The organism is Virgibacillus oceani (genome assembly GCF_041521345.1).
Lineage (GTDB): Bacteria > Bacillota > Bacilli > Bacillales > Amphibacillaceae > Virgibacillus_N > Virgibacillus_N oceani_A.
In genome coordinates, this window is the sequence record NZ_JBGOHB010000054.1 from 1 (window position 1) to 19456 (window position 19456).

A 19456-nucleotide genomic window follows, 5' to 3' on the forward strand; every position below is an offset into this window, starting at 1 on the left:
TCATACCGCGCTTCCCATTCTATTCTTTTGTCTTTTAGAGTCATCGCATAACCTCCTGAATTCATTTCTAAGAAGATTATCGCATGGATGACTTTCTGATTCTATGTGTGTTTTATTTGACGCTTACCAGAAAAGTAAAATAACGCAGCATCACTATCTCCTTCGAATAAGTCTACTATTAAACCCTTCAATTCGGATTTTGTTTGGACATCCGATAGAAATTTAACATCAAAATTAGGTGAACCATCACCATTGCTTTCAATTACACTTTTAAAAGCAGTTGCATCATTTATACATCCAAGGAGTGGATATGTTGGATAATTATTAATACCTACAACTAATGCCTTTTTCATAAAAGTCAGTCGCCCTTCTATTTTAAAGATTTTATCCAATTATCAATGTTTTCCCATGTCCAATTAACAATTCTAACACCATTAAGTTCTTCTGGAAGGGTTGCAGGACGATTAGCTTGACTTCCCCATATCCCTCTTCTAGGAATAGCTTCTTCCTTTGCACATTTAATCTCCCAAATCTGCCCATCAGCTTTTTTAGTATTCTTGGTAACTATAATTAAAACCCCATCACATCCTTTAATTCTAGTTCTACAATTTGTTTTCCAAGCAGAATCCCAAGGTTTTTTTACTGACATATCAACAAATTCAAATGGTGAGTTTTCATTTCTAGCTTGTCCTACTAATAAATCTCTTAAATCCTTATCTTCTATTGCAAAACTTACAAACACCCTTTTCTTTAACATGAATTATATTCCTCCTAATGTTTGGCTTGGTTATATTAAAAAGACAATTCTAGTTTAAAATAGAACTGTCTTCTGCTGAATGATTCGTATGTTTTTCTGAGTAGTCCTTTTATACTAGTATACTACTTTATTCCTCAAGAAACAATATCCAGTCTTTTATGATAAATCACCTTTCTTGCTTCGTAATTTATTAAAAACTTTAGTTATCCATAAAATTTTCAAATACCAACTATCCCCTACCTAAATAATTGTGATTAAAGTTATAAGTTATAACTTTAACTAACTTATAATACAGGCTTTCCTCTAACTAATTAGACTACCTGTAGGTTGATGGTTTAAAAATATCAAAAAATTTACCTTCCTTATTTTTTATAGGGGCTGCTGAACGGAACATTTTGAAATCATTTCTGATAGTAAAAGCAATATTTTAGAGTGAAAACTTCAATATTGACGATGAATATAGGTTTTTTGCGATGTTTTCACAATAAAACTGATACTATCATGAATCCTGAAGTTAATTGAGGTGCAAGGGTTTTTAACGTTTTCTTGCAAAACCCTTGCAACTTAAATCAAAATTTATGCTTCGAACCATTGATACAAAAGGTTTTGTTTCGTTCAGCAAACCCTCTTAGTCCACAGGTACAGACACCTCGGTCCAATTAGCCCATCTTGCACTTTGGACCGATGAACCTGTCCCCGCGGTCATTTTTCACCCCCTTCCAACACACCCCTCAATTCCTCTACGCTCTCCCAAAACGCATCAATCCTCACTGCACGCATTTCAATAACCTTTTCCGTATCAATCACTTCCCACACAGGATGCTCGGCTTCACCCTCTTGTTTTGGATACAACAGAATACACCTTTCCACGCCTTTGTACGCAGTCACATAAGCATACATTTGATAAATGTCACTTTGTACGTATTGGCTCCTTCCATCATAGGTTGCACTTTTCCATTTGGTATCAATAATCGTTTTATTATCAATGACAAAATCGGGTTTTAATAAAATATTGTCACGACCACTTCTTTTATTTCGCAGCAATCTTTTTTCAGCATGCTGACTGATGACTTCTTTTGTGCCTGCAGCTTCTCTAAGCGCAACTTCAATGTACTTTTCGAACAACAGGTTCATTGGAAATAGAAAAGAGAAGGATGATCTGCTGCGCCCGCCACTGTATATCGATGCTCGTTCGACAATAAGCTTTGCAAATGTTGTTGCTTCCTCAAATCGTTCATTTTGACGGTTAAGGATGATATTGTTGACTTTTTCCGGTGTAAACTGCACAACATCCACATTTTCCAAATACCCTAAACACCGCTCCAGATGAAGCTTCAATCTCGATGTAGCCATGTATCGCCTTACTATTAGCAAAGCAGATTTAAATAGCTGGTTTAATGTATTATTCTCCCTGTACTCGTCAAAGGAGCAGTATGCTTTCGTTTTTTGAAATGCATTCATACGAACATGCTTGCTAAGTTCAAGCTTGCCACGCATCATATTCAAGTTTTCTTCCTGACGCTCATATGTCTTATAAGCCCCTTTTTTCAATTCTTGAAGTAATCGCTCCACAAATGCTGCAAGAAATGCATCCAGCAAGCTACCTTGTTCTTCGCCGTTTTGCACTTGCTCATAAAACGAAATAGGGAAAAACTTTACAACAGAAAGCATCTTGATCAATGATTTTCGATCATCCATAGGTGAAATTGTAACTTTTGGTACAACTTCATAGCGTATGGTGGAGCATTGAATGACACCGACATAATTAATAAAACGAAGCCGTCTATATTTTTGATCCAGAACAAATTCATCAGGGTATTTTTCTTCAACATATCTGATGAGCTCTCTATATTCTTGGGCTGTGACATCATTTTCCGTTATCCAGTCAAACGACTCACGAACTGTGATGGTTTTCGTCATAAATAGATATTAGCTCCTGTGTTGATAATTTTTGCTTTAACCGGTACAGTTCCGGAACATGAATAGACGGCCTATCCTTAAACAATTGATTGATATCGACTTCTTCTTTATACACAATATAAGCATCTTCCCGGGAAGTACCGATTCCTCCCAAAACGAGACCGATCTTCTCCCAATCATCATAGAAATATTCTTGAAGCAATGGGATCACTTTTCTTTGCATAATATCGATCACTTCTTCATCCGTTTTTGCATTGATGAAATACGCGTGGCCAATCATATGATCGCGGTCATACAACACTTCGATACGGTGATTCATGATCGTGAGCATGGTAATAACATCGATCTCATTACCAACCGATTCAAGCAGATCCGGGTTTGGCATGATCTCTTCAAAAGCAAATCGGCGACGCAAAGCCGTATCCAAGAGCGCAATAGAACGATCTGCTGTATTCATTGTCCCAATCATATATAAATTTGGCGGCAGTGCGAACTTTTCTTTTGAATACGGAAGTTCAACAACGATTTCATTGCGCTCTGTTAATCTTTTATCCTCTTCCAAGAGGGTCAGCAGCTCGCCGAATATCTTAGAAATGTTGCCGCGATTCATTTCATCAATGATCACGATATGTCTTTTGGCATTTGTAAAATCAAACGAACCATTTTCCCTCAGTGCCTTCTGTACAATGGCGCTTTTCTCATTGTCATCAATTTCTATGCTTTGCTCTTCAGCCTCTTCTTCCATTTTTCTCATGATCCAGTTTAGAACTGACCAGTACCATGTCTGGTTGCTACCCCCGATTGCCTCACGAACAAAAGAAACGGAATTTTTCCAGTCAATATCTTTTCGTCGAATATATCTGTACACCTCTAATAAACGAGCTTTGGAAACAATCGAGCTTGATTTGGCACCTTCACTGGTAACTACGATATTTTTATTAGGTGAAATATGCGAAATAAAACTGATTGATCCTGTTTTCGATTCAAATATGACTTGATGCTCCATGCCGTTTTTAACCAAATAATCATATAACTGTTCAAAATGAACTTCTTCAGAATAGCCATGTTCTGCGAGCTGGATTCCCTCATACATGGCTTCAATTGCAGCTCTTTTTAGAATGCCGTCAGAAGGAACAAAATTTCCCTCTCCATCTGATTTCAAACCTTCAATAAAATCTTCATAGGCATACGATTGATGAAATGTTACTAAGTGAATCGACCCCTCTCTCGTTAGTTGCGAAAAATATTGCTGGAGTGCCTCGCGTCCATCAGCTTCTAACTCTTCAAAGGTTTTTTTGTCAACAATTTCAAGAGCCCGATCTACGAATTGATATGTTTTTCCCGTTCCAGGGGGGCCATATAACACATAGTTCTTTGGGGCATGGTCTGCTTCTGGGTCAAAAGTTTCTGGTTGGTCTTCTATATCTGCTCCTTCTATAAATACCAAACTGATAACACTATTGTCTTTTGCTTTATTAATGGTACGACGATAACCACCATAACCTACCAGTTCTTTGCCATCTTTATGAATCCATTCAACCGGAAGAAGATGTCCATACCTATCAGAAAATCGATATCCATCAAAGGCGTCAGCGGTGATTTTTCCAACTGCACTAATGCGCAAAACAGACTTTGTTTTCCCATCTATTTTTCGTGTATACGTTGACTTGAGGGCAACAAAGTCGCCTTCTTTCATGGAGAAAAATTGTTTTAACGCCTTTTGTCCTGCAGCACTTTCTTCTTTTTCTTCTATGAAGTCTTCAATCTCTTCATCTAAATGGGAGGACAAATCTTGTCTTAGAAAACCAACCCCAATATAGTTATTTTCTAATAGGTAGCTTTCAATGGAGCCCTCGTTTTCATATGTATGGCCAACCAGCCAGTATTGGATATTTTCATCGATTTTATTATCTCTTTCAGCAAAGGTGTTCCAGATGAAAGAAGCAATCTCTTCATTGGTCCAATTTGCAAAGGCATCCTGTTTCTTCAGGGCTGTAAGTATTTTATGATTCAACTCTATCGATTGCTGGGGAAGTAATAGTTCATCATCTATATTCAATTCTCTTCCAAGCTCAATTAAGATGGAAGGAGAATATACATTAAAAAACCTTTCGGGAACATAGATGTTCAGTATTTTCAGCAATACCATATTAAAAAGAGGCAAGTTCAGTGAAATATTTTCATTAATCCGGCCTTCTTCCGCAAGTTCGATCGCCTGGATGATTCCTTGTTTTAAGATGGTAAATTCTTCTGACAATTGATCTCCCTGCAATACTGTTTTTTGCTTACCAGCACCTTTACAATAATCACCGTTTTCTGCAAGATAAATGCCAAACTTGGAGGCGTTTCCTCCCCCGACACCTGATAAAATACCTTTTCTTTCAAGCCAATAGATAAAACTATCTTTGGTTTTGGTATTCGCGTATTCTTCTACGGATAATTCATCTAATTTTTCTAAAGGAAAACGATTTAAAAATTCTAGGTGCCCTCGTTTCTTTTCTTCCAAAGTCTCCTGATCCTGTTCGTACTGTAAGGCTTTTTCGATTAGGGTTTGGAGTCTCATTTGTAATACCCCCATTTCTTTTATGTCAATTATAGGTTATGAGAGCAGAGGTTGGGAAGCGTTAGCATTTTATTGGATTGTTTTAATAGTGTGAGCTATTTCCCATACGCAAACCCAACAGCCAAAATAGGTTCTTTATACATGATTATCCTCATACAGATTAGATAGGAACGTGATACAAGCCTTTGTCATTAAACGTGAGGAGAAACTCCATGGAACTTATAGAGCCTGTAGTGCAAATCCTATTTATCAACCTATTACTCAGCGGAGATAATGCCATAGTCATTGCCATGGCAAGCCGAAATTTGCCGGAGCACTTGCAAGGTAAAGCGATTAAATGGGGAACATTTGCCGCAATTGGACTGAGAATTTTATTTACTTTCCTGATGATTTACCTGCTTCACCTTCCATTTATACAGCTCATCGGGGGAATGCTTCTGTTAATGGTTGCGTATAATTTATTGGTGGACAAACCAGAGGAGAAAAATATCAAAAGCGGGGAATCGCTGCGAGCGGCTGTTACCATTATCATTTTTGCCGATCTGATTATGAGTCTCGATAATGTACTTGCGATCGCTGCCATTGCGGACAGTAACATGCTGCTTATTATTGCAGGGGTCATTTTAAGCATACCGATCATCCTTTTTGCAAGTGAGCTTATTTTAAAAGGAATTCAAAAGTATCCAATCATTATTTATATTGGCGCAGCACTACTTGCCTGGACTGCCGGAGAAATGATGCTAAAGGAGAATCTGTTTCATGCATCGAAAATGGCTGAGCTTTTATTTCTGAATGGGATCACGTTAACTATCCTCTTGGTGGGAGGATTGAGACGGAAAAGTGTTCCAAAATAAGAGAGAGGGGAACATAGGGTACCTTGCCCCATTCAATGCCAATCGCCAGGAAGTTTTCCGCCTAGCTCCCTAAAAGCGGATCCAGCTGCAGTGCAAGGTCTGCAACTGTTTCCACCTCAATGCTCCTTATTAATGTACCAATCAATTAATACCAACTATACAAAGCTGACTCGCAATCTCCCACTTCAATCGATTTTTATCAAATTTGATAGTAAAGTTAATCCAAATTCACCGCCCTCCTCTTCCTCACCCACACAATAACAACATCGACAATAATCAAGCCCACCCCAAACACAAGCGCATAATCAGCCAAATTAGGAATACCGTCTCGAAATGAAAAATGAATAAAATCCGTTACTTGACCAAATAAAATACGATCAATCGCATTTCCAATCGCACCACCAACATAAAGTGCAACTCCTGTTTGCAGTAACCTTCCATTTATATAACCTTTCTTCAGCATATAAATACTTACAACCGCAATAATGATTGCAACAGGAACAAACAAACGGCCATATCCTTCAAACAACCCTAAAGCAGCACCGCTATTTTGAATGTGCGTAAAATTTAACACACCTTCCCAAATAACCATCGTCTCGCCCACGTCTAGCTGTGTACGAATCCAATGTTTAAATACTTGATCAATGAAAATGACGAGAATAACAACACTATAAAAAAGGATAAGAATCACACTTTCTTTGCTGCCAGTTAGTTAGGTAAGTCAGGCAATTAGCATGAGCAACATGCAGACTGCACCCCACACTAAAGCAACTATAACATTTAGATTTGCAACTTTATTGAACCTGTCATATAGGTTTCTCCTAGCTTGATTTTCCACAGTGTCAATTATTATGCGTGAGATCATTCAAACTCCATGATAATTCACTTACATCTTATCATAGTAGTTCCCTTGTTTTTTATTTTAAGATCATTATCTACCGCTATAGTTTACTTTTCAAATGATTACGCTCACACATCAATTAAAATCAAAACTTAAATGAATAATCTCGTAAAGGACACATGCTGTTTAACTCACTTCAACAAAACAAATAATTTCACAATAAAACCGCCTTAAATCAAACTAAAAAGAATGGAAGCAATCACAAAGACCGACACAGTGTTTTTTAGAATAGGGTTTGCAAATTGGTCACGGACGGCTGCACCTAGCCCCTTTCGACCAATAATACCCAGCCTCGCTGTCATTACCTGTAACACCATCGTGGTAACCACAGAAAATACAAGTGCCCATAAAAGCGCATATCCAAACGATGCGCCTGCTTCTGTTGCTGTTGTAATGGTTCCAGGTCCTACAAAGGTCGCCGAAATAATCGCCCCAGGTCCAATAACTATATATTTGAGTGAAATTTTATTCATACATGTTTTAACCTTTCCAGTCAAACAGCTGACCGAATAATATCTTAGATGGGCAAATTCCGAACAACCGATGGAGGCACCCCATTTCACTGAACCATTCTACCAGTTCATTTTCCAAAAAATTTCATCACAATAATTTGTCATTTACAATAGTGTACGTCATACAGTATAATACTTTCAGGAGCTGATCATATGAGCGATGCACATAAACACATTGACAAACTAATGCAGGAACTGAGACGGGGAACCATCACCATTGGGGTGTTGAGTCAGCTTGATGAGCCCCAATATGGATACTCTCTTGTAACAATATTAAAAGAAAAGGGGATTCAGGTGGAACCGGGGACATTATATCCACTTTTAAGAAGGCTGGAAAAGCAAGGTTTTTTGGAAAGCAAATGGGATACGAACGAGACACGGCCTAGAAAGTATTACTTATTAAGTGAAACTGGAAAAGAAGCATTGGATTTATTACTGGAAGAGTGGCAAAGCATTGTCATGAGTATGAACCATTTAACCATGGGAAAAGAGGGTGAAGAAAATGGAAATGATTGACCGATATGTTTACGCGGTTACGAAGCGGCTGCCGGAAGCACAAAGAAAAGATGTTTCGGATGAACTTCTTGGTTTGATAGAAGATATGCTGGATGAGCGTGTCCAGGGCAGAAAAACTACGGATAAAGATGTGGAGAAAGTGTTGCTGGAGCTAGGGCCACCAAAGCGTCTGGCACAAAAATACCGTGGAACAAAAAAGTATATCATCGGGCCGGAGCTGTATGATTTTTATGTGCTTGTGCTGAAGATCGCTTTGATTTCGGTTGTTGCAGGATTCACTGCAGTTTTCGTGATTCAAGTCATCTTGAATCCAATGAACATGCTTGATTATTTTATCGACTACATTGTTTCTTTTTTCACTGCGATAATTCCGAATGTCATTGGCTGGACCACATTAGGTTTTGCTTTGGCAGAATATTTCAGTGAAGGTGAACTGTCCAAAGTGAAAGTGGATAAAGAATGGCACCCATCAAACCTGGCGCCTATTCCTGACCCAAAGCGGCAGATTAAACCATCCGAACCGATTATAGCGATAGTCGTTAGTGTATTGCTGATTGTGTTTTTTGCCGCTTCTCATGAATATTTCGGCATTTGGGCCTATCAAAACGGGGAGATGGCCAATGTTATTTCCTTTTTAAATGAGAGTGCGTATGGTTCATTTTTGATTTTAATTATCATCTTTTTTGTATTTATCGTTATGAAAGAATGCCTGAAACTGTTTTACGGGAGATGGACGAAATCACTGGTTATTTACACCGCTGTTATAAATGTCATTTCCATTGGCATCATTATGGTGCTGGTATCCGGAAGAAGCTTTTGGAATCCAAATTTTATGAATGAACTTGTGCAATATAACGTTGTAACAAGGGGGACGAATGCATACCAGACGATACAGATCATATGGGAACAACTTACACTTTGGATACTAGTATTCCTTTTAATTGGATTAGTATGGGAAATAGTTGCCGGATTATTCAAGGTTCGGAAGCAGAATAAAAATTAACGCTTCCAGCTATATGCAGATATTTGATAACATTGAAAGGAAGCAGAAATTAGCCTGGATGACTTTAAAAATGTCTTTCTTGCATTCAATAATTGTTCGAAAGCTGAAGTTCATAAGCCTAATTCCTCGGTATATAACGGTGGATTAGGCTTTCCCCTTACCCACTCCTTAACGTAAGATGATTGCCATGAAATTTCTCATTAAGTTTTACCACTTTTGCGGAAAAGGTGTGACTTCACTTTGATCTGCACCCTGCATCCTGGTAGATCTAGCACTGAATAGGATCCGTCGTTACATAGAGCAGGTCACTTCTTATCGAAGAAACACTGACTTTGCCCTTTAACAGTAAGTCTTTTGGCTTTAAAAGTGTTATAATACAATTAGCTTAAAAAAACAAAGGAGTCATCATATGCCTAAAATCATAGATCATAATGAAAGAAAAGCACAAATTGTGGAAGCAACGTTTGACGTTATTTATCATTATGGTTTTGAAAAAGCTGCATTACGGGAAATCGCCAAAAAGGCTGGGTTATCATTAGGTTCTGTTCAACATTTCTTTCCAAAACAAAAGGACATATATACGTACGCAATGGACATCATTTTCCAAAGATTTGAACAAAGAATGCAAAAAGTAGAACAGGCAGATGAAGATGTTTTTGAAAATGCTGTTCATATGGCAAAACAGATTGTGCAAGTTCAAACAGATGTAGAAAGAATGGAAAATGATATATGGGTGAAATTCACTTTAATGGCAACGATGAACCCGGAATACCAGGACCTTAATGAAGATTATCGAAAAGTAAACCTTAATTTTGCAAAGAACATTATAAGCCTGCTTTATCATAATGGATATCTTGAAAGTTCCATCAATATCGAGGACAAGGCACATAATTTAATCATATTCATTACTGGCTTGACGTTCGAGTCTGTCATTTATACACGATTTTACAACCATCAAGTGGTTGAACAAAAGGTCAGAGAATATTTAACAAACATCTGTAAGAAAAACGGGTAAACGGAGGAGAACAGGAAAATCGCAAATCAAAACACCAATATCTGATACCTTCACCATGTATCCCATAACTACACCGATATATTCCAATTGCTTAAAACAACTGCTTATGCTGCGAGCACAACTTTCCGAAAGCGTACCCTGTTCTTATTTCATTATAATTATTTACTGCGGATGAATGGAGCCGCTTAAGCGAACTATTGAGCGATCGATTACAGAAAAGAGCCACCACTTGCGGAGCTGTGAGACATTTTTGGTACAATCGCTCTTAAAACCAGAAAGTCATATCCAGCAAAGCTGCTTGCCATTGACAGTAACACCCGATTCTTTGCATTTGCTGGAAGAGGTCGGTGCCCACAGCGATCAAATTAAGCTAAGGAGGGTGTAATATTCTCATTTTTCGTTAGCTTGATGGCTACGGGATCCTTTAGTACTTTAAAGTGATAGAATATACGTAAAATAAACTTAAAGTAAAAAGCGCTACAGCAAATGGCTGCAGCGCTTTTTACTTTAACACACTTTAATCCAGCTAGGGACTAACCCTCATGAGAAGACCGCCATTAAAAAGGCTCATTCACATCACCATTCGAAAAAATATAATCTACCTCTGGTCATTTGCCTCATCATACAAACTAAAGTGTACTTTGTCATTATACACGTAATTCGTAATGACTGGATTATTAAAAGATCAATGACCTCTCGTGGCTCTGGACCCCATGCTAAGTCTTCCACCTACTACAATTTTGTCAACTTCGGTTTTCCTAATCTCTTCTAAAACCGTTTTTAATGCGGAATAATTCCCATGAACATCGTAGATAGCAGCTATACGCATTTAGCACCCTCTCCTTAATCAATTCATTTTCATACTAATTGAGTTATTTATACGAAAAGAGTCTCTCAATAAATAAGATTCGATTAATGTACGAATTATCCTTTTTCTTATTCCATTAAATTGGACCGATTCTTGAACACAAGTTAAACAATACTCTTAAACTATCCTAACAGAGGGGGAAGTTCCATACGATAATTCGAATATCCAAAACCTTAAAGGGATAGAACATACATAAATTCCAAAGCAGCAACCTCATATCCAACACTCCGTTGTAACTTAATGCAAACTAAATTTACATAAAAAAACATCTGCCCTTCCCCACCGAATTCCTTCATAACTAACGGAATCCGATGGAGAATACAACAAACCTGCAGCCGTCACGAATACGCTTCGGCTGAAGCCATGTTGCGGGCAGATGTATTAAACATGCTAACATTCATTTATATTGCTTCTTACTTAAACCAGTTCAATGGTTCAGGTTTCAAATTACGGAAAACATGTTTGATTTCCTGATATTCTTCAAGGCCTGCCCTCCCAAGCTCCCGACCGATACCGGATTGCTTGTAGCCACCCCATGGCGCCTGTGGGAAGTAAAGGTTTACGTCATTGATCCATACAGTGCCCATGCGCATTTTAGCTACACATCGCTCTGCTTTTGCAATGTCATTGGTAAAAACCCCGCCGGAAAGTCCGTAAATGGAGTCATTAGCCAGCTCGATTGCTTCTTCTTCGGTCGTGAATTTTTCCACGGTGATGACCGGGCCGAACCCTTCATCCTGCACCACACGCATATCCGTCGTGCAATCTGTTAACACCGTTGGCAGGTAGAAAAATCCCTTTTGCAATTCAGGATCATCAGGGACTCCGCCGCCAACAGCAACAGTCACGCCTTCTTGTTTCCCTTTTTCCACATAATCGATCACTTTATTTAAATGCTCTTTTGAAATAAGCGGTCCCATTTGCGTAGATTCCTCAAAACCACTGCCAAGTCGAATGTTTTTTACGCGCTCGACCAATGCCTCAACGAATTGATCGTGAATGCTTTCTTCCACAATCAATCGCGTGCCTGCCGAACAAACTTGGCCTGCATGGAAAAATACGGCATTCATAGCTTGGTCCACTGCTGTTTCAAAATCAGCATCGGCAAAGATCACATTCGGGTTTTTTCCACCTAGCTCAAGTGCCAGTTTCTTCACATTGGAACTGGCAGCTTGCATAATTTTCTTCCCTGTTTCAAGCCCGCCGGTGAAGGAAACCAGATCCACATCATCATTCGAAGCCATTTCTGCACCAACGGAATTACCAGGGCCAAGCACTAAATTGACTACACCTTTTGGAACACCGGCTTCTTCCATTAATTCGAATACTTTAATCGTTGTTAGTGGTGTAATCTCACTTGGCTTCATGACAAGTGTATTGCCTGCTGCAAGTGCAGGTGCCAGCTTCCAGGATGCCTGCAGTAAGGGATAATTCCATGGTGTGATTTGCGTACATACACCAATAGGTTCACGAACAATTTTACTGGTTGAATTTGGAATGGGTGAATTGATAATCTCCCCATCTGCTTCTTTATCAACCATTTCCGCATAATACCGGAAAACAGCGGCGATATCATCCATATCCATGAGGCTTTCCGCCACCGTTTTACCTGTATCAAGTGATTCGAGGTCAGCCAGTTCTTCCCGGTCACGTTCGATCAATTCAGCAATTTTATGAACCACTTTCCCGCGTTCTATGGCTGGTATGGTGGACCAATCACGCTCGTTAAAAGCTTTCCTTGCTGCGGCAATCGCATTTTTTGTTTCATCTATATCGCCTTCTGAAACGGTTGCGATGGTTTCCTGGTTGTAGGGGTTGATAATATAACGGACACTGCCGGAATTAGCCTCAACCCATTCACCATCGATGAACATCTTTTTCATTTTCAACGAATACACTCCTTTTCTCGTATTATAAACGAAATGGTATGGAACAGATGAATAGGCAAGCAAATCATTGGAACCGTTCATCGTATAGGTTATAAAAAATGACATACCCTCCGTTATGATGCTTGCTTGGTGTCTATCCATCCACCTTATTTTAATTATTGTTTAGCCACTCTGGGTTATCGTTCAGCCACGCTTCGGCTACTTCTTCAGCATCTGCACCGTTATCGATTTCAGTAATCATATCTGCCATATCACCAATGCTTACTGTCCAATCTTCGAGAAGTTCATAGGCTTCAGGTGCTTTTTCTTTTACATCTTGATGAACGATAGGATGAATCGAACTTCCATCAAAAAATTCCGGATGTTCTTCATTCGTCAGTATTTTTAAGCCCATATCATTAAACATGGAATGGGGGTCCCAGCCATATAATAAGATCGGTTCATTCTGATCTGTACTTGCTTTAGCGGCAGCAAGCATCGCACCCTCTGAAGCGTTTATTAATTCAACATCAAGCTCATAAGCATCTATAAGCTCCTGCAATTCATCCATGGCAGGATCACCATCTTCAATGGCGATAACCTCATTGTTCACTATATCTTCTTTACCAATTAAATCTGCAACATCATTGATGTCTTCCATATAATTTGGCACGACCATTCCTGCATTGGCATCTTCATAAATTGGTGATAATTGTTCGATGGAATCTGAATATTCCTCCAAGTATTGGGTCTGTTGTGGATACCAAGAATCCATATAGATATCTATTTCTCCGGCGGATAGGCCGGCATAAATAACTCCGATATCCGCTTCTTCTACTTTAATGTTATATCCCATATCTTCTAATATATCTGTTACAATTTCTGTCGGAGGGATCGTACTTGTCCAAGTCGTCAATCCCAAGACTAGTTCCTGTTCCTCTTGATTTCCTTCTTCATTTTCCGCTTCATTATCGGCTGCTCCACATCCGTACAATCCTATTGATAATAGTAAGACTGTTATCATCACAATTACTTTCTTCATTACAAAATCCATTCCTTTCAATTTTTTGCTATATACGATAGCTCCAACTTAGAAGGAGCCTTTTTCGATGATTATCAGTTGCCATATTACGATTTTTGGCTTTATATATCATTTTGACTATTTTATATGAAGGTTACTAACGGGTATTGTTCCTCTCAAATTAATGAATCCAGCTGTTTTGAGGCTAAGCCGTGATAGAAATAAAACACCTCATTTACATCATTTATTTATCTTCCCAGTACTCGTCTCCTGCTTCGTCGAGCCATTGAATGATAAAATCATTACCTATCCGGGATACACCCAATTCTTGAATGTAATAGAGACATTCGTCCAAATTCTCAGGATCCCCGGAAGCTTTAATATTGATTCTGTCGCCCACAATTTCACGCATTGCTTTTACATTATCGACTGCGGTATTATCGTAAGGCTCTACCATTTCATCCGTATAACCAGCTTCTCCAGTACCATCATACCCCACAGCGAATCCTGTAGCATTTTTCACATAATCAGCCCCCGAATCTATTACGAGCTCGCATGCTTTGGCTAACTCCTCCCTTTTTTTAAGATGAGGTGTTTCAATGATCACCTTAACAGTACAGTCACTTCTTCTGTTTTTTGCTGCTTCGACAATTTGCTTCAGCTCATCTAACACATAGTCATAATCACCGTCTTTAAAGCGAGCGATGTTCATAACAATATCCAGCTCATTCGCACCATAATCGATCGATGCTAAAGCTTCCTGAACTTTAGCCTGCGTTGTTTCAAATCCCATTGGAAACCCGATTACACCGCTGATTTTGGCTTTTTCTCCTATAATTTTTTTGGCTACAGGAACGTCCGTCGGGTAACAGCATAAACCTGCAAAGCCGTATTTAATCACCTCACGGCTTCGTTTTTCTATTGATTCCTTACTTCTGTTCTGCCATAAAATAGAATAATCTATTGCCTTGCAAAACTCCGCTTTATTCATATTCAATCACCCTTCTTGTACTTTTCTTGGCTGCCAAGTTTCTGATCCAATACATTTAAATATTTGTTTGTGTAAGGATAATATCGAAATACCCCTGACTAGATATTATTGTAATACAGTTGACCTAAAAAAACAAGGGTAGTTTATTTTTCTAAAAAACAGATCATGCTAATAGAAAAAATCAACACGAAGTAAAATAAATATTAGTAATCCCGATAGAAAAGTATATTTTTAGAACTGTGCAGGACACAGCCCGCAGTAAGCAAAAAACATCTTTTTGTTCCTTGGAAATATACTGATTTAATATCCAAAACCTCCTATCTAATCCAAACTAAAAAGATAGGAATTATATGTTTAACATGCTAATATAGATGAGTATTAAAATGTAAGGATAAAAGGAAGTGTACAATATGTCGTTATCAACGAGAATCTTTGTTGCTTTAGGTGCCGGCGTTTTATTTGGAGGTTTACTGAACCTGCATGCGCCGGACTGGGTGGAGCCACTTGATCAATATCTATTACAGCCTGTAGGGGATGTGTTTTTACGGGTGATTCAATTAATTGTTGTCCCGCTCATATTTGCAGCCTTAATTATGGGCATCACGCAATTAAAGGGATCTGGATATATTGCCCGGTATACAACGAAGTTAATGAGCCTTTACGTAGTGACATCAGCGGTGGCCATTGTTCTTGGCCTAGTGGTCGCATTTATTGTTCGACCAGGCAACAATGCGGAAGCAATTTCTACAGGAGACGCATCCGCTGCCGATGAAGGGTATTCCTTGGTTGAATGGCTCGTGAGCATTGTGCCTTCCAATCCGTTTGAAGCATTGGCATCAGGGAATCTTTTGCAGGTCATCGTCATCGCCGCGCTGGTAGGTACAGCGATTAACCTGCTGAAAGAGGAGCAAACACGCCCCTTTTTCAATGTCGTGGAAAGCATGTACGAGATTGTGCAGAAAATCCTGCAGCTCGTGTTGAAAATCGCGCCAATTGGGGTTTTTGCCTTGATTACTTCCGTGGTGGCAACACAGGGATTTGGCATTATCGGCAATCTGGCCGTGTATATACTCGGTTTGATTTTAGCAATTATACTTATGATCGGTTTGTATATATTGATCTTATTTTTCTCTGGCGTAAAACCGAAGACATTTTTTAATGGATTTGCCTCGGCTTTTACATTGGCCTTCGGTACAGCAAGTTCCAATGCAGCTTTGCCCCTCGCCTTAAATGGTGCAAATAAAGCTGGGTTGCAAAGTGACTTATCCGGTTTTGCCATTCCATTCGGCACAGCGCTGAAAAGAGATGGTGCCGGCATTTTACAGGGGTTTAATGCGATTTTTGTTGCGCAATTATTTGGTGTAGATATTACGGTTGAACTCGTACTTGCAGTTTTTCTGAGCGCACTGCTTGTCTCGTTTAGTACAGCCGGTGTGCCTGGTGCGGGGATCATCATGATGACAACAGTACTTACTGCAGCAAATCTGCCGTTAGAAGGAATTGCGATTGTTGCTGGTATTGACAGGGTAACGGAAGGTTTCCGCACATTGCTGAATGTATTCGGTAATACCGCGAATGCGAGTCTTTTGCAGCAGTGGGAAAATAGGCGGGAGAGGAAGATACAAGAAGGATGAGGGACGGTATAGCTTAGCTTTTAATAGGCAGTGACAAAACCAGCTTGGTATTGTGTACATAAGCGTCAAATAATCTTCCCCTGGAAACAGGTGGAGTTATTTGACGCTTTCTGTTTTGGATGGAGTTTGGATGAAGCAAATTAGAATCGTTTTTAATTAGGTTAGAGCTAGGCTTTACAGCGCTTTCCTAGGGTCTTTGGCTTTAGAAAAATACAAAGATACTACTTTATCGATTAAAAATCGTTCTAATTGATACTCTGCAAATAATGCCTGCATATATAGTCCTACTAAATATGTATGTTATAACTATAAACCTTCAACTCTACTTTTAGTCACTCATTCTTCCTTATTCATTGGTTTGACACATAATTCCAGTATAGCCAAAAATAATCAATAATCTATAACATGGACTATTGCTTTAAAGTGCACTTAAACCTATATAATAGTCGAAGATATAAAATTAATGATGAAAGGAGCACTATTATGTCTAATAAAAACGAAAGTAAAAAGAATGAGCAAGAAGAAAACACGGAAGGTAATTTCTTAATCACTGATAGAAGTAATCTATTTGCATTTTACGTCATTATTACTTTCATTTTAACGCTCTTAACATCAGTTGGACTCTTCAAGCTAAAAAAAGAAAATGAAGAAGAAATAAATGAAGAATAAGAGGATCCATTTTCACTGTTATTTTTCAGAATTTTTATAGAAGATTTAATATAAAATCACAAGAAAGAATCCTTGTTTTATCTGATTTCAGGAGGTGGTAAATATTTAATTATGGAAAAAAGTTTGACCAAATTAAATAATAATCCATCCATCAAGGCGGAGATATTACCCTTTCTTTACTCCCATTTAATTATTTTTTTGTGTTTAACCTAGGGGAAAACAAGGCATTTGCTGTTGAAGCAGAAGGATTAGTAACAGTGGATGACGTCGATGAAGATGGTAATCCAATAGTTGATTCAGAAGAAATCAGTGGTAACATTGAGCTCGTTTCCTGTAATGTATCTGCTTATGGGCCTTGAGTACAGCGAAATGAATGATACTTTATATGAAACATTATTAATAAAAACTTAATATCTACTAATATAAAACCTTGTAACAACTTACTTTAAGGGGGTGTAAAATTATAGAAATGTTTTATCAAATAGCATCATGTTTAACACTGCCATAGAAAGGAGTGATCTAACTAGAAAAAGATCAAGCTTTCACACAGTATTAACTTATTTAGGAGGTAAAACATGAATAGTTATCTAAAAAGTAAGAGTAGTTATTATGCTAAAATTTTGCTCATCCTTATGTTAATCAGTTCACTGCTTATAAATGGATTGATTGCAGAAGAGGCTTCAGCAGAAGAAATTATTCAAGACGACGGAACGGGATCTTATATAAACCCGGATGATAATCCAATTGAATATGAAGATTCGATAGTCTCTAAAGAGGCCACGTATTCAGGGAATCCAGGAGAATACTTTATTGACTTAACTATTGAAGGGAAAGAAAAAGAACAAACAGAAACTACTGATATTGTTCTTGTCTATGATAACTCCAATAGTATGAATGATAATGATAGAGATAGTATTGCTTTTGATGCGACGTCCTCCTTCGTAACGGATTTATTGGACTCAAGTAGTAATAGTAATGGAAATACGCAAATGGCATTAGTGACGTTTGGTTCGGATGTATTTGATGGTAGAATTAATAGACCCTATGCTGAGGTTCCTTTGATGTATGCTACAGAGGATCTATCATATAAAGAATTAACCACTAATTCAGAGGCTATTATTAATGTATTGCCTGAGGATACTCCTATAGAACGGGATATAGGCGACGGAAGCCTTGCAAACAATGGGGGAACCTTTACGCAAGCAGCTTTGCAGGAAGCGGAATCCATTCTTGCGGATAGTATAGCGGATAACAAATTAATCTTTACTATTACAGATGGAGTCCCTGTCTTTAGTGAGAACCCAGATGGAAATATAGTAGGTGCAGCAGGCTTATATGAGCCTGGTTTTGAATTTAGTTTTTACTATGATTACAATGGAGCGGAAAGAACACATGGCCAGGATACGTTAGAAGAAGCTCAAAGGATTCTATCTCAAAATGATGATTTTGATATGTATTCTTTAGGTATTGAGATTACAGGATCAGATGGCGCAACCGAGGAAGAAGCAATAGAAGTAATGGAAGGAATCGCTTCTTCACCCGAGCAATATTATGCAGCATCTGAAGTAGATGAAATAGCTGATATGTTAAGAAATTTAGCATCTCCGGTTATTAATAGTATTAATAACGGTATTGTCACAGATCCGATGGGAGAATTATTTAATTTACAAGTAAGTGATAACGAATTTACTGAAGCAAGCGATGAAATGTTAACAGATGGAGATTATTACTTAACTGGAGAAATTGATGGGGAAACTGAAGAACAATTAATAGAAGGAATTAATGTCAGTGTAGTGGAATCTGAACTATCTGATCAAACAATTCAAGTAGAAGGGTTGAATTTAGGTGAAGGTGAACAGGTAAACTTAAGGTATAAAGTTCAACTTGACACTGAACATGAAAATTATTCTCCTGATACTTACTTTCCAATGAATGAAAGAACAACATTACAACCAGTCGGGGATGAGGCAGATACACTAAGAGATTTCCCGATACCAGAAGCTTTATTATATGAAGCTGCACCAGTTACAGTTGAACACGTCGATGAAGAAGGTAATCAACTAGCCCCTTCTGAGGATCTTACAGGAAATGTAGGAGAACCTTATGAATCGCAACCAGAAGAGATTGATGGCTATGAATTGATCGAAACACCTGAAAACGCAACTGGTGAATTTACAGAAGAACCACAAACTGTAACTTATGTATATGCGCCTATTGACGAAGGTGATGCAGCACCAGTTACAGTTGAACACGTCGATGAAGAAGGAAATCAACTAGCCCCTTCCGAGGATCTTACAGGAAATGTAGGAGAACCTTATGAATCGCAACCAGAAGAGATTGATGGCTATGAATTGATCGAAATGC

The 19456-nt window shown here is 38.4% G+C and carries 16 protein-coding genes; 7 read left to right on the plus strand and 9 right to left on the minus strand.

The window, feature by feature from the left end:
- Nucleotides 1-101: 101 nt before the first annotated feature.
- The 4 genes from ACDX78_RS22605 to ACDX78_RS22620 all read right to left on the minus strand — a co-directional run bounded on the left by ACDX78_RS22605 (nt 102) and on the right by ACDX78_RS22620 (nt 5240).
- Complete coding sequence (locus tag ACDX78_RS22605; RefSeq protein WP_486031035.1) at nt 102-353, minus strand: caspase family protein; 252 nt, start codon at nt 351-353, stop codon at nt 102-104.
- A gap of 17 nt (nt 354-370) precedes the next feature.
- Entirely contained in the window at nt 371-757 is a 387-nt protein-coding gene (locus ACDX78_RS22610) for a TIR domain-containing protein (RefSeq protein WP_486031036.1), read from the minus strand.
- A 702-nt stretch (nt 758-1459) separates the two neighbouring features.
- Nucleotides 1460-2677: an McrC family protein gene (locus ACDX78_RS22615; protein WP_486031038.1), complete on the minus strand. Its 1218-nt coding sequence runs from the start codon at nt 2675-2677 to the stop codon at nt 1460-1462.
- Nucleotides 2652-5240, minus strand: a complete 2589-nt coding sequence (locus ACDX78_RS22620; RefSeq protein WP_486031040.1) for an McrB family protein — start codon at nt 5238-5240, stop codon at nt 2652-2654. Before ACDX78_RS22620 ends, ACDX78_RS22615 begins: the two co-directional genes overlap by 26 nt.
- A 212-nt stretch (nt 5241-5452) precedes the next feature.
- Between ACDX78_RS22620 and ACDX78_RS22625 the strand changes: the two genes are divergently transcribed.
- Nucleotides 5453-6094, plus strand: a complete 642-nt coding sequence (locus ACDX78_RS22625; RefSeq protein ID WP_486031042.1) for a TerC family protein — start codon at nt 5453-5455, stop codon at nt 6092-6094.
- A gap of 217 nt (nt 6095-6311) precedes the next feature.
- Here the strand turns inward: ACDX78_RS22625 and lspA are convergent, their stop codons facing one another.
- On the minus strand, nt 6312-6785 hold the full coding sequence (lspA, locus tag ACDX78_RS22630; protein ID WP_486031044.1) for a signal peptidase II: 474 nt from the start codon (nt 6783-6785) through the stop codon (nt 6312-6314).
- 380 nt (nt 6786-7165) lie between these two features.
- Nucleotides 7166-7468 (minus strand): divalent metal cation transporter, encoded by a 303-nt coding sequence (locus ACDX78_RS22635; RefSeq protein ID WP_486031046.1) that lies wholly within the window; start codon nt 7466-7468, stop codon nt 7166-7168.
- 192 nt (nt 7469-7660) lie between these two features.
- On the opposite strand from ACDX78_RS22635, the gene ACDX78_RS22640 reads away from it, so the two are divergent.
- The 3 genes from ACDX78_RS22640 (at nt 7661) to ACDX78_RS22650 (ending at nt 10041) form a co-directional block, all read left to right on the plus strand.
- Nucleotides 7661-8023, plus strand: a complete 363-nt coding sequence (locus tag ACDX78_RS22640; RefSeq protein WP_486031048.1) for a PadR family transcriptional regulator — start codon at nt 7661-7663, stop codon at nt 8021-8023.
- On the plus strand, nt 8010-9026 hold the full coding sequence (locus tag ACDX78_RS22645; protein WP_486031050.1) for a hypothetical protein: 1017 nt from the start codon (nt 8010-8012) through the stop codon (nt 9024-9026). Before ACDX78_RS22640 ends, ACDX78_RS22645 begins: the two co-directional genes overlap by 14 nt.
- A 409-nt stretch (nt 9027-9435) precedes the next feature.
- The gene (locus ACDX78_RS22650; protein ID WP_486031052.1) at nt 9436-10041 is read left to right on the plus strand and encodes a TetR/AcrR family transcriptional regulator; all 606 of its coding nucleotides are present in this window, start codon (nt 9436-9438) and stop codon (nt 10039-10041) included.
- Nucleotides 10042-11322: 1281 nt separating this feature from the next.
- On the opposite strand, the gene betB is transcribed toward ACDX78_RS22650, so the two are convergent.
- From betB to deoC, 3 genes are all read right to left on the minus strand, one after another.
- Nucleotides 11323-12792: a betaine-aldehyde dehydrogenase gene (gene betB / locus ACDX78_RS22655; protein WP_486031063.1), complete on the minus strand. Its 1470-nt coding sequence runs from the start codon at nt 12790-12792 to the stop codon at nt 11323-11325.
- A gap of 157 nt (nt 12793-12949) precedes the next feature.
- A complete protein-coding gene (locus ACDX78_RS22660; RefSeq protein ID WP_486031054.1) occupies nt 12950-13819 on the minus strand; it encodes a glycine betaine ABC transporter substrate-binding protein in 870 nt (289 codons plus the stop codon).
- 223 nt (nt 13820-14042) lie between these two features.
- Nucleotides 14043-14789, minus strand: coding sequence for a deoxyribose-phosphate aldolase (gene deoC / locus ACDX78_RS22665; protein WP_486031055.1), 747 nt, complete (start codon nt 14787-14789; stop codon nt 14043-14045).
- Between the two features lie 410 nt (nt 14790-15199).
- On the opposite strand from deoC, the gene ACDX78_RS22670 reads away from it, so the two are divergent.
- The 3 genes from ACDX78_RS22670 to ACDX78_RS22680 all read left to right on the plus strand — a co-directional run.
- Entirely contained in the window at nt 15200-16423 is a 1224-nt protein-coding gene (locus ACDX78_RS22670; protein ID WP_486031057.1) for a dicarboxylate/amino acid:cation symporter, read from the plus strand.
- 483 nt (nt 16424-16906) lie between these two features.
- Nucleotides 16907-17092, plus strand: coding sequence for a hypothetical protein (locus tag ACDX78_RS22675; RefSeq protein WP_486031059.1), 186 nt, complete (start codon nt 16907-16909; stop codon nt 17090-17092).
- A 575-nt stretch (nt 17093-17667) separates the two neighbouring features.
- The coding region (locus tag ACDX78_RS22680; RefSeq protein ID WP_486031061.1) for a MucBP domain-containing protein at nt 17668-19456 on the plus strand (1789 nt) is incomplete at its 3' end.

Excerpts from the sequence above, each read along its gene's own strand:
- deoC (WP_486031055.1), bottom strand. The coding sequence starts at position 14,789 with ATGAATAAAGCGGAGTTTTGCAAGGCAATAGATTATTCTATTTTATGG.
- ACDX78_RS22670 (WP_486031057.1), top strand. The coding sequence starts at position 15,200 with ATGTCGTTATCAACGAGAATCTTTGTTGCTTTAGGTGCCGGCGTTTTA.
- ACDX78_RS22650 (WP_486031052.1), top strand. The coding sequence starts at position 9,436 with ATGCCTAAAATCATAGATCATAATGAAAGAAAAGCACAAATTGTGGAA.
- betB (WP_486031063.1), bottom strand. The coding sequence starts at position 12,792 with ATGAAAAAGATGTTCATCGATGGTGAATGGGTTGAGGCTAATTCCGGC.
- ACDX78_RS22645 (WP_486031050.1), top strand. The coding sequence starts at position 8,010 with ATGGAAATGATTGACCGATATGTTTACGCGGTTACGAAGCGGCTGCCG.
- ACDX78_RS22605 (WP_486031035.1), bottom strand. The coding sequence starts at position 353 with ATGAAAAAGGCATTAGTTGTAGGTATTAATAATTATCCAACATATCCA.
- ACDX78_RS22615 (WP_486031038.1), bottom strand. The coding sequence starts at position 2,677 with ATGACGAAAACCATCACAGTTCGTGAGTCGTTTGACTGGATAACGGAA.
- ACDX78_RS22640 (WP_486031048.1), top strand. The coding sequence starts at position 7,661 with ATGAGCGATGCACATAAACACATTGACAAACTAATGCAGGAACTGAGA.
- ACDX78_RS22635 (WP_486031046.1), bottom strand. The coding sequence starts at position 7,468 with ATGAATAAAATTTCACTCAAATATATAGTTATTGGACCTGGGGCGATT.
- ACDX78_RS22620 (WP_486031040.1), bottom strand. The coding sequence starts at position 5,240 with ATGAGACTCCAAACCCTAATCGAAAAAGCCTTACAGTACGAACAGGAT.
- ACDX78_RS22660 (WP_486031054.1), bottom strand. The coding sequence starts at position 13,819 with ATGAAGAAAGTAATTGTGATGATAACAGTCTTACTATTATCAATAGGA.
- ACDX78_RS22625 (WP_486031042.1), top strand. The coding sequence starts at position 5,453 with ATGGAACTTATAGAGCCTGTAGTGCAAATCCTATTTATCAACCTATTA.
- ACDX78_RS22675 (WP_486031059.1), top strand. The coding sequence starts at position 16,907 with ATGTCTAATAAAAACGAAAGTAAAAAGAATGAGCAAGAAGAAAACACG.
- ACDX78_RS22610 (WP_486031036.1), bottom strand. The coding sequence starts at position 757 with ATGTTAAAGAAAAGGGTGTTTGTAAGTTTTGCAATAGAAGATAAGGAT.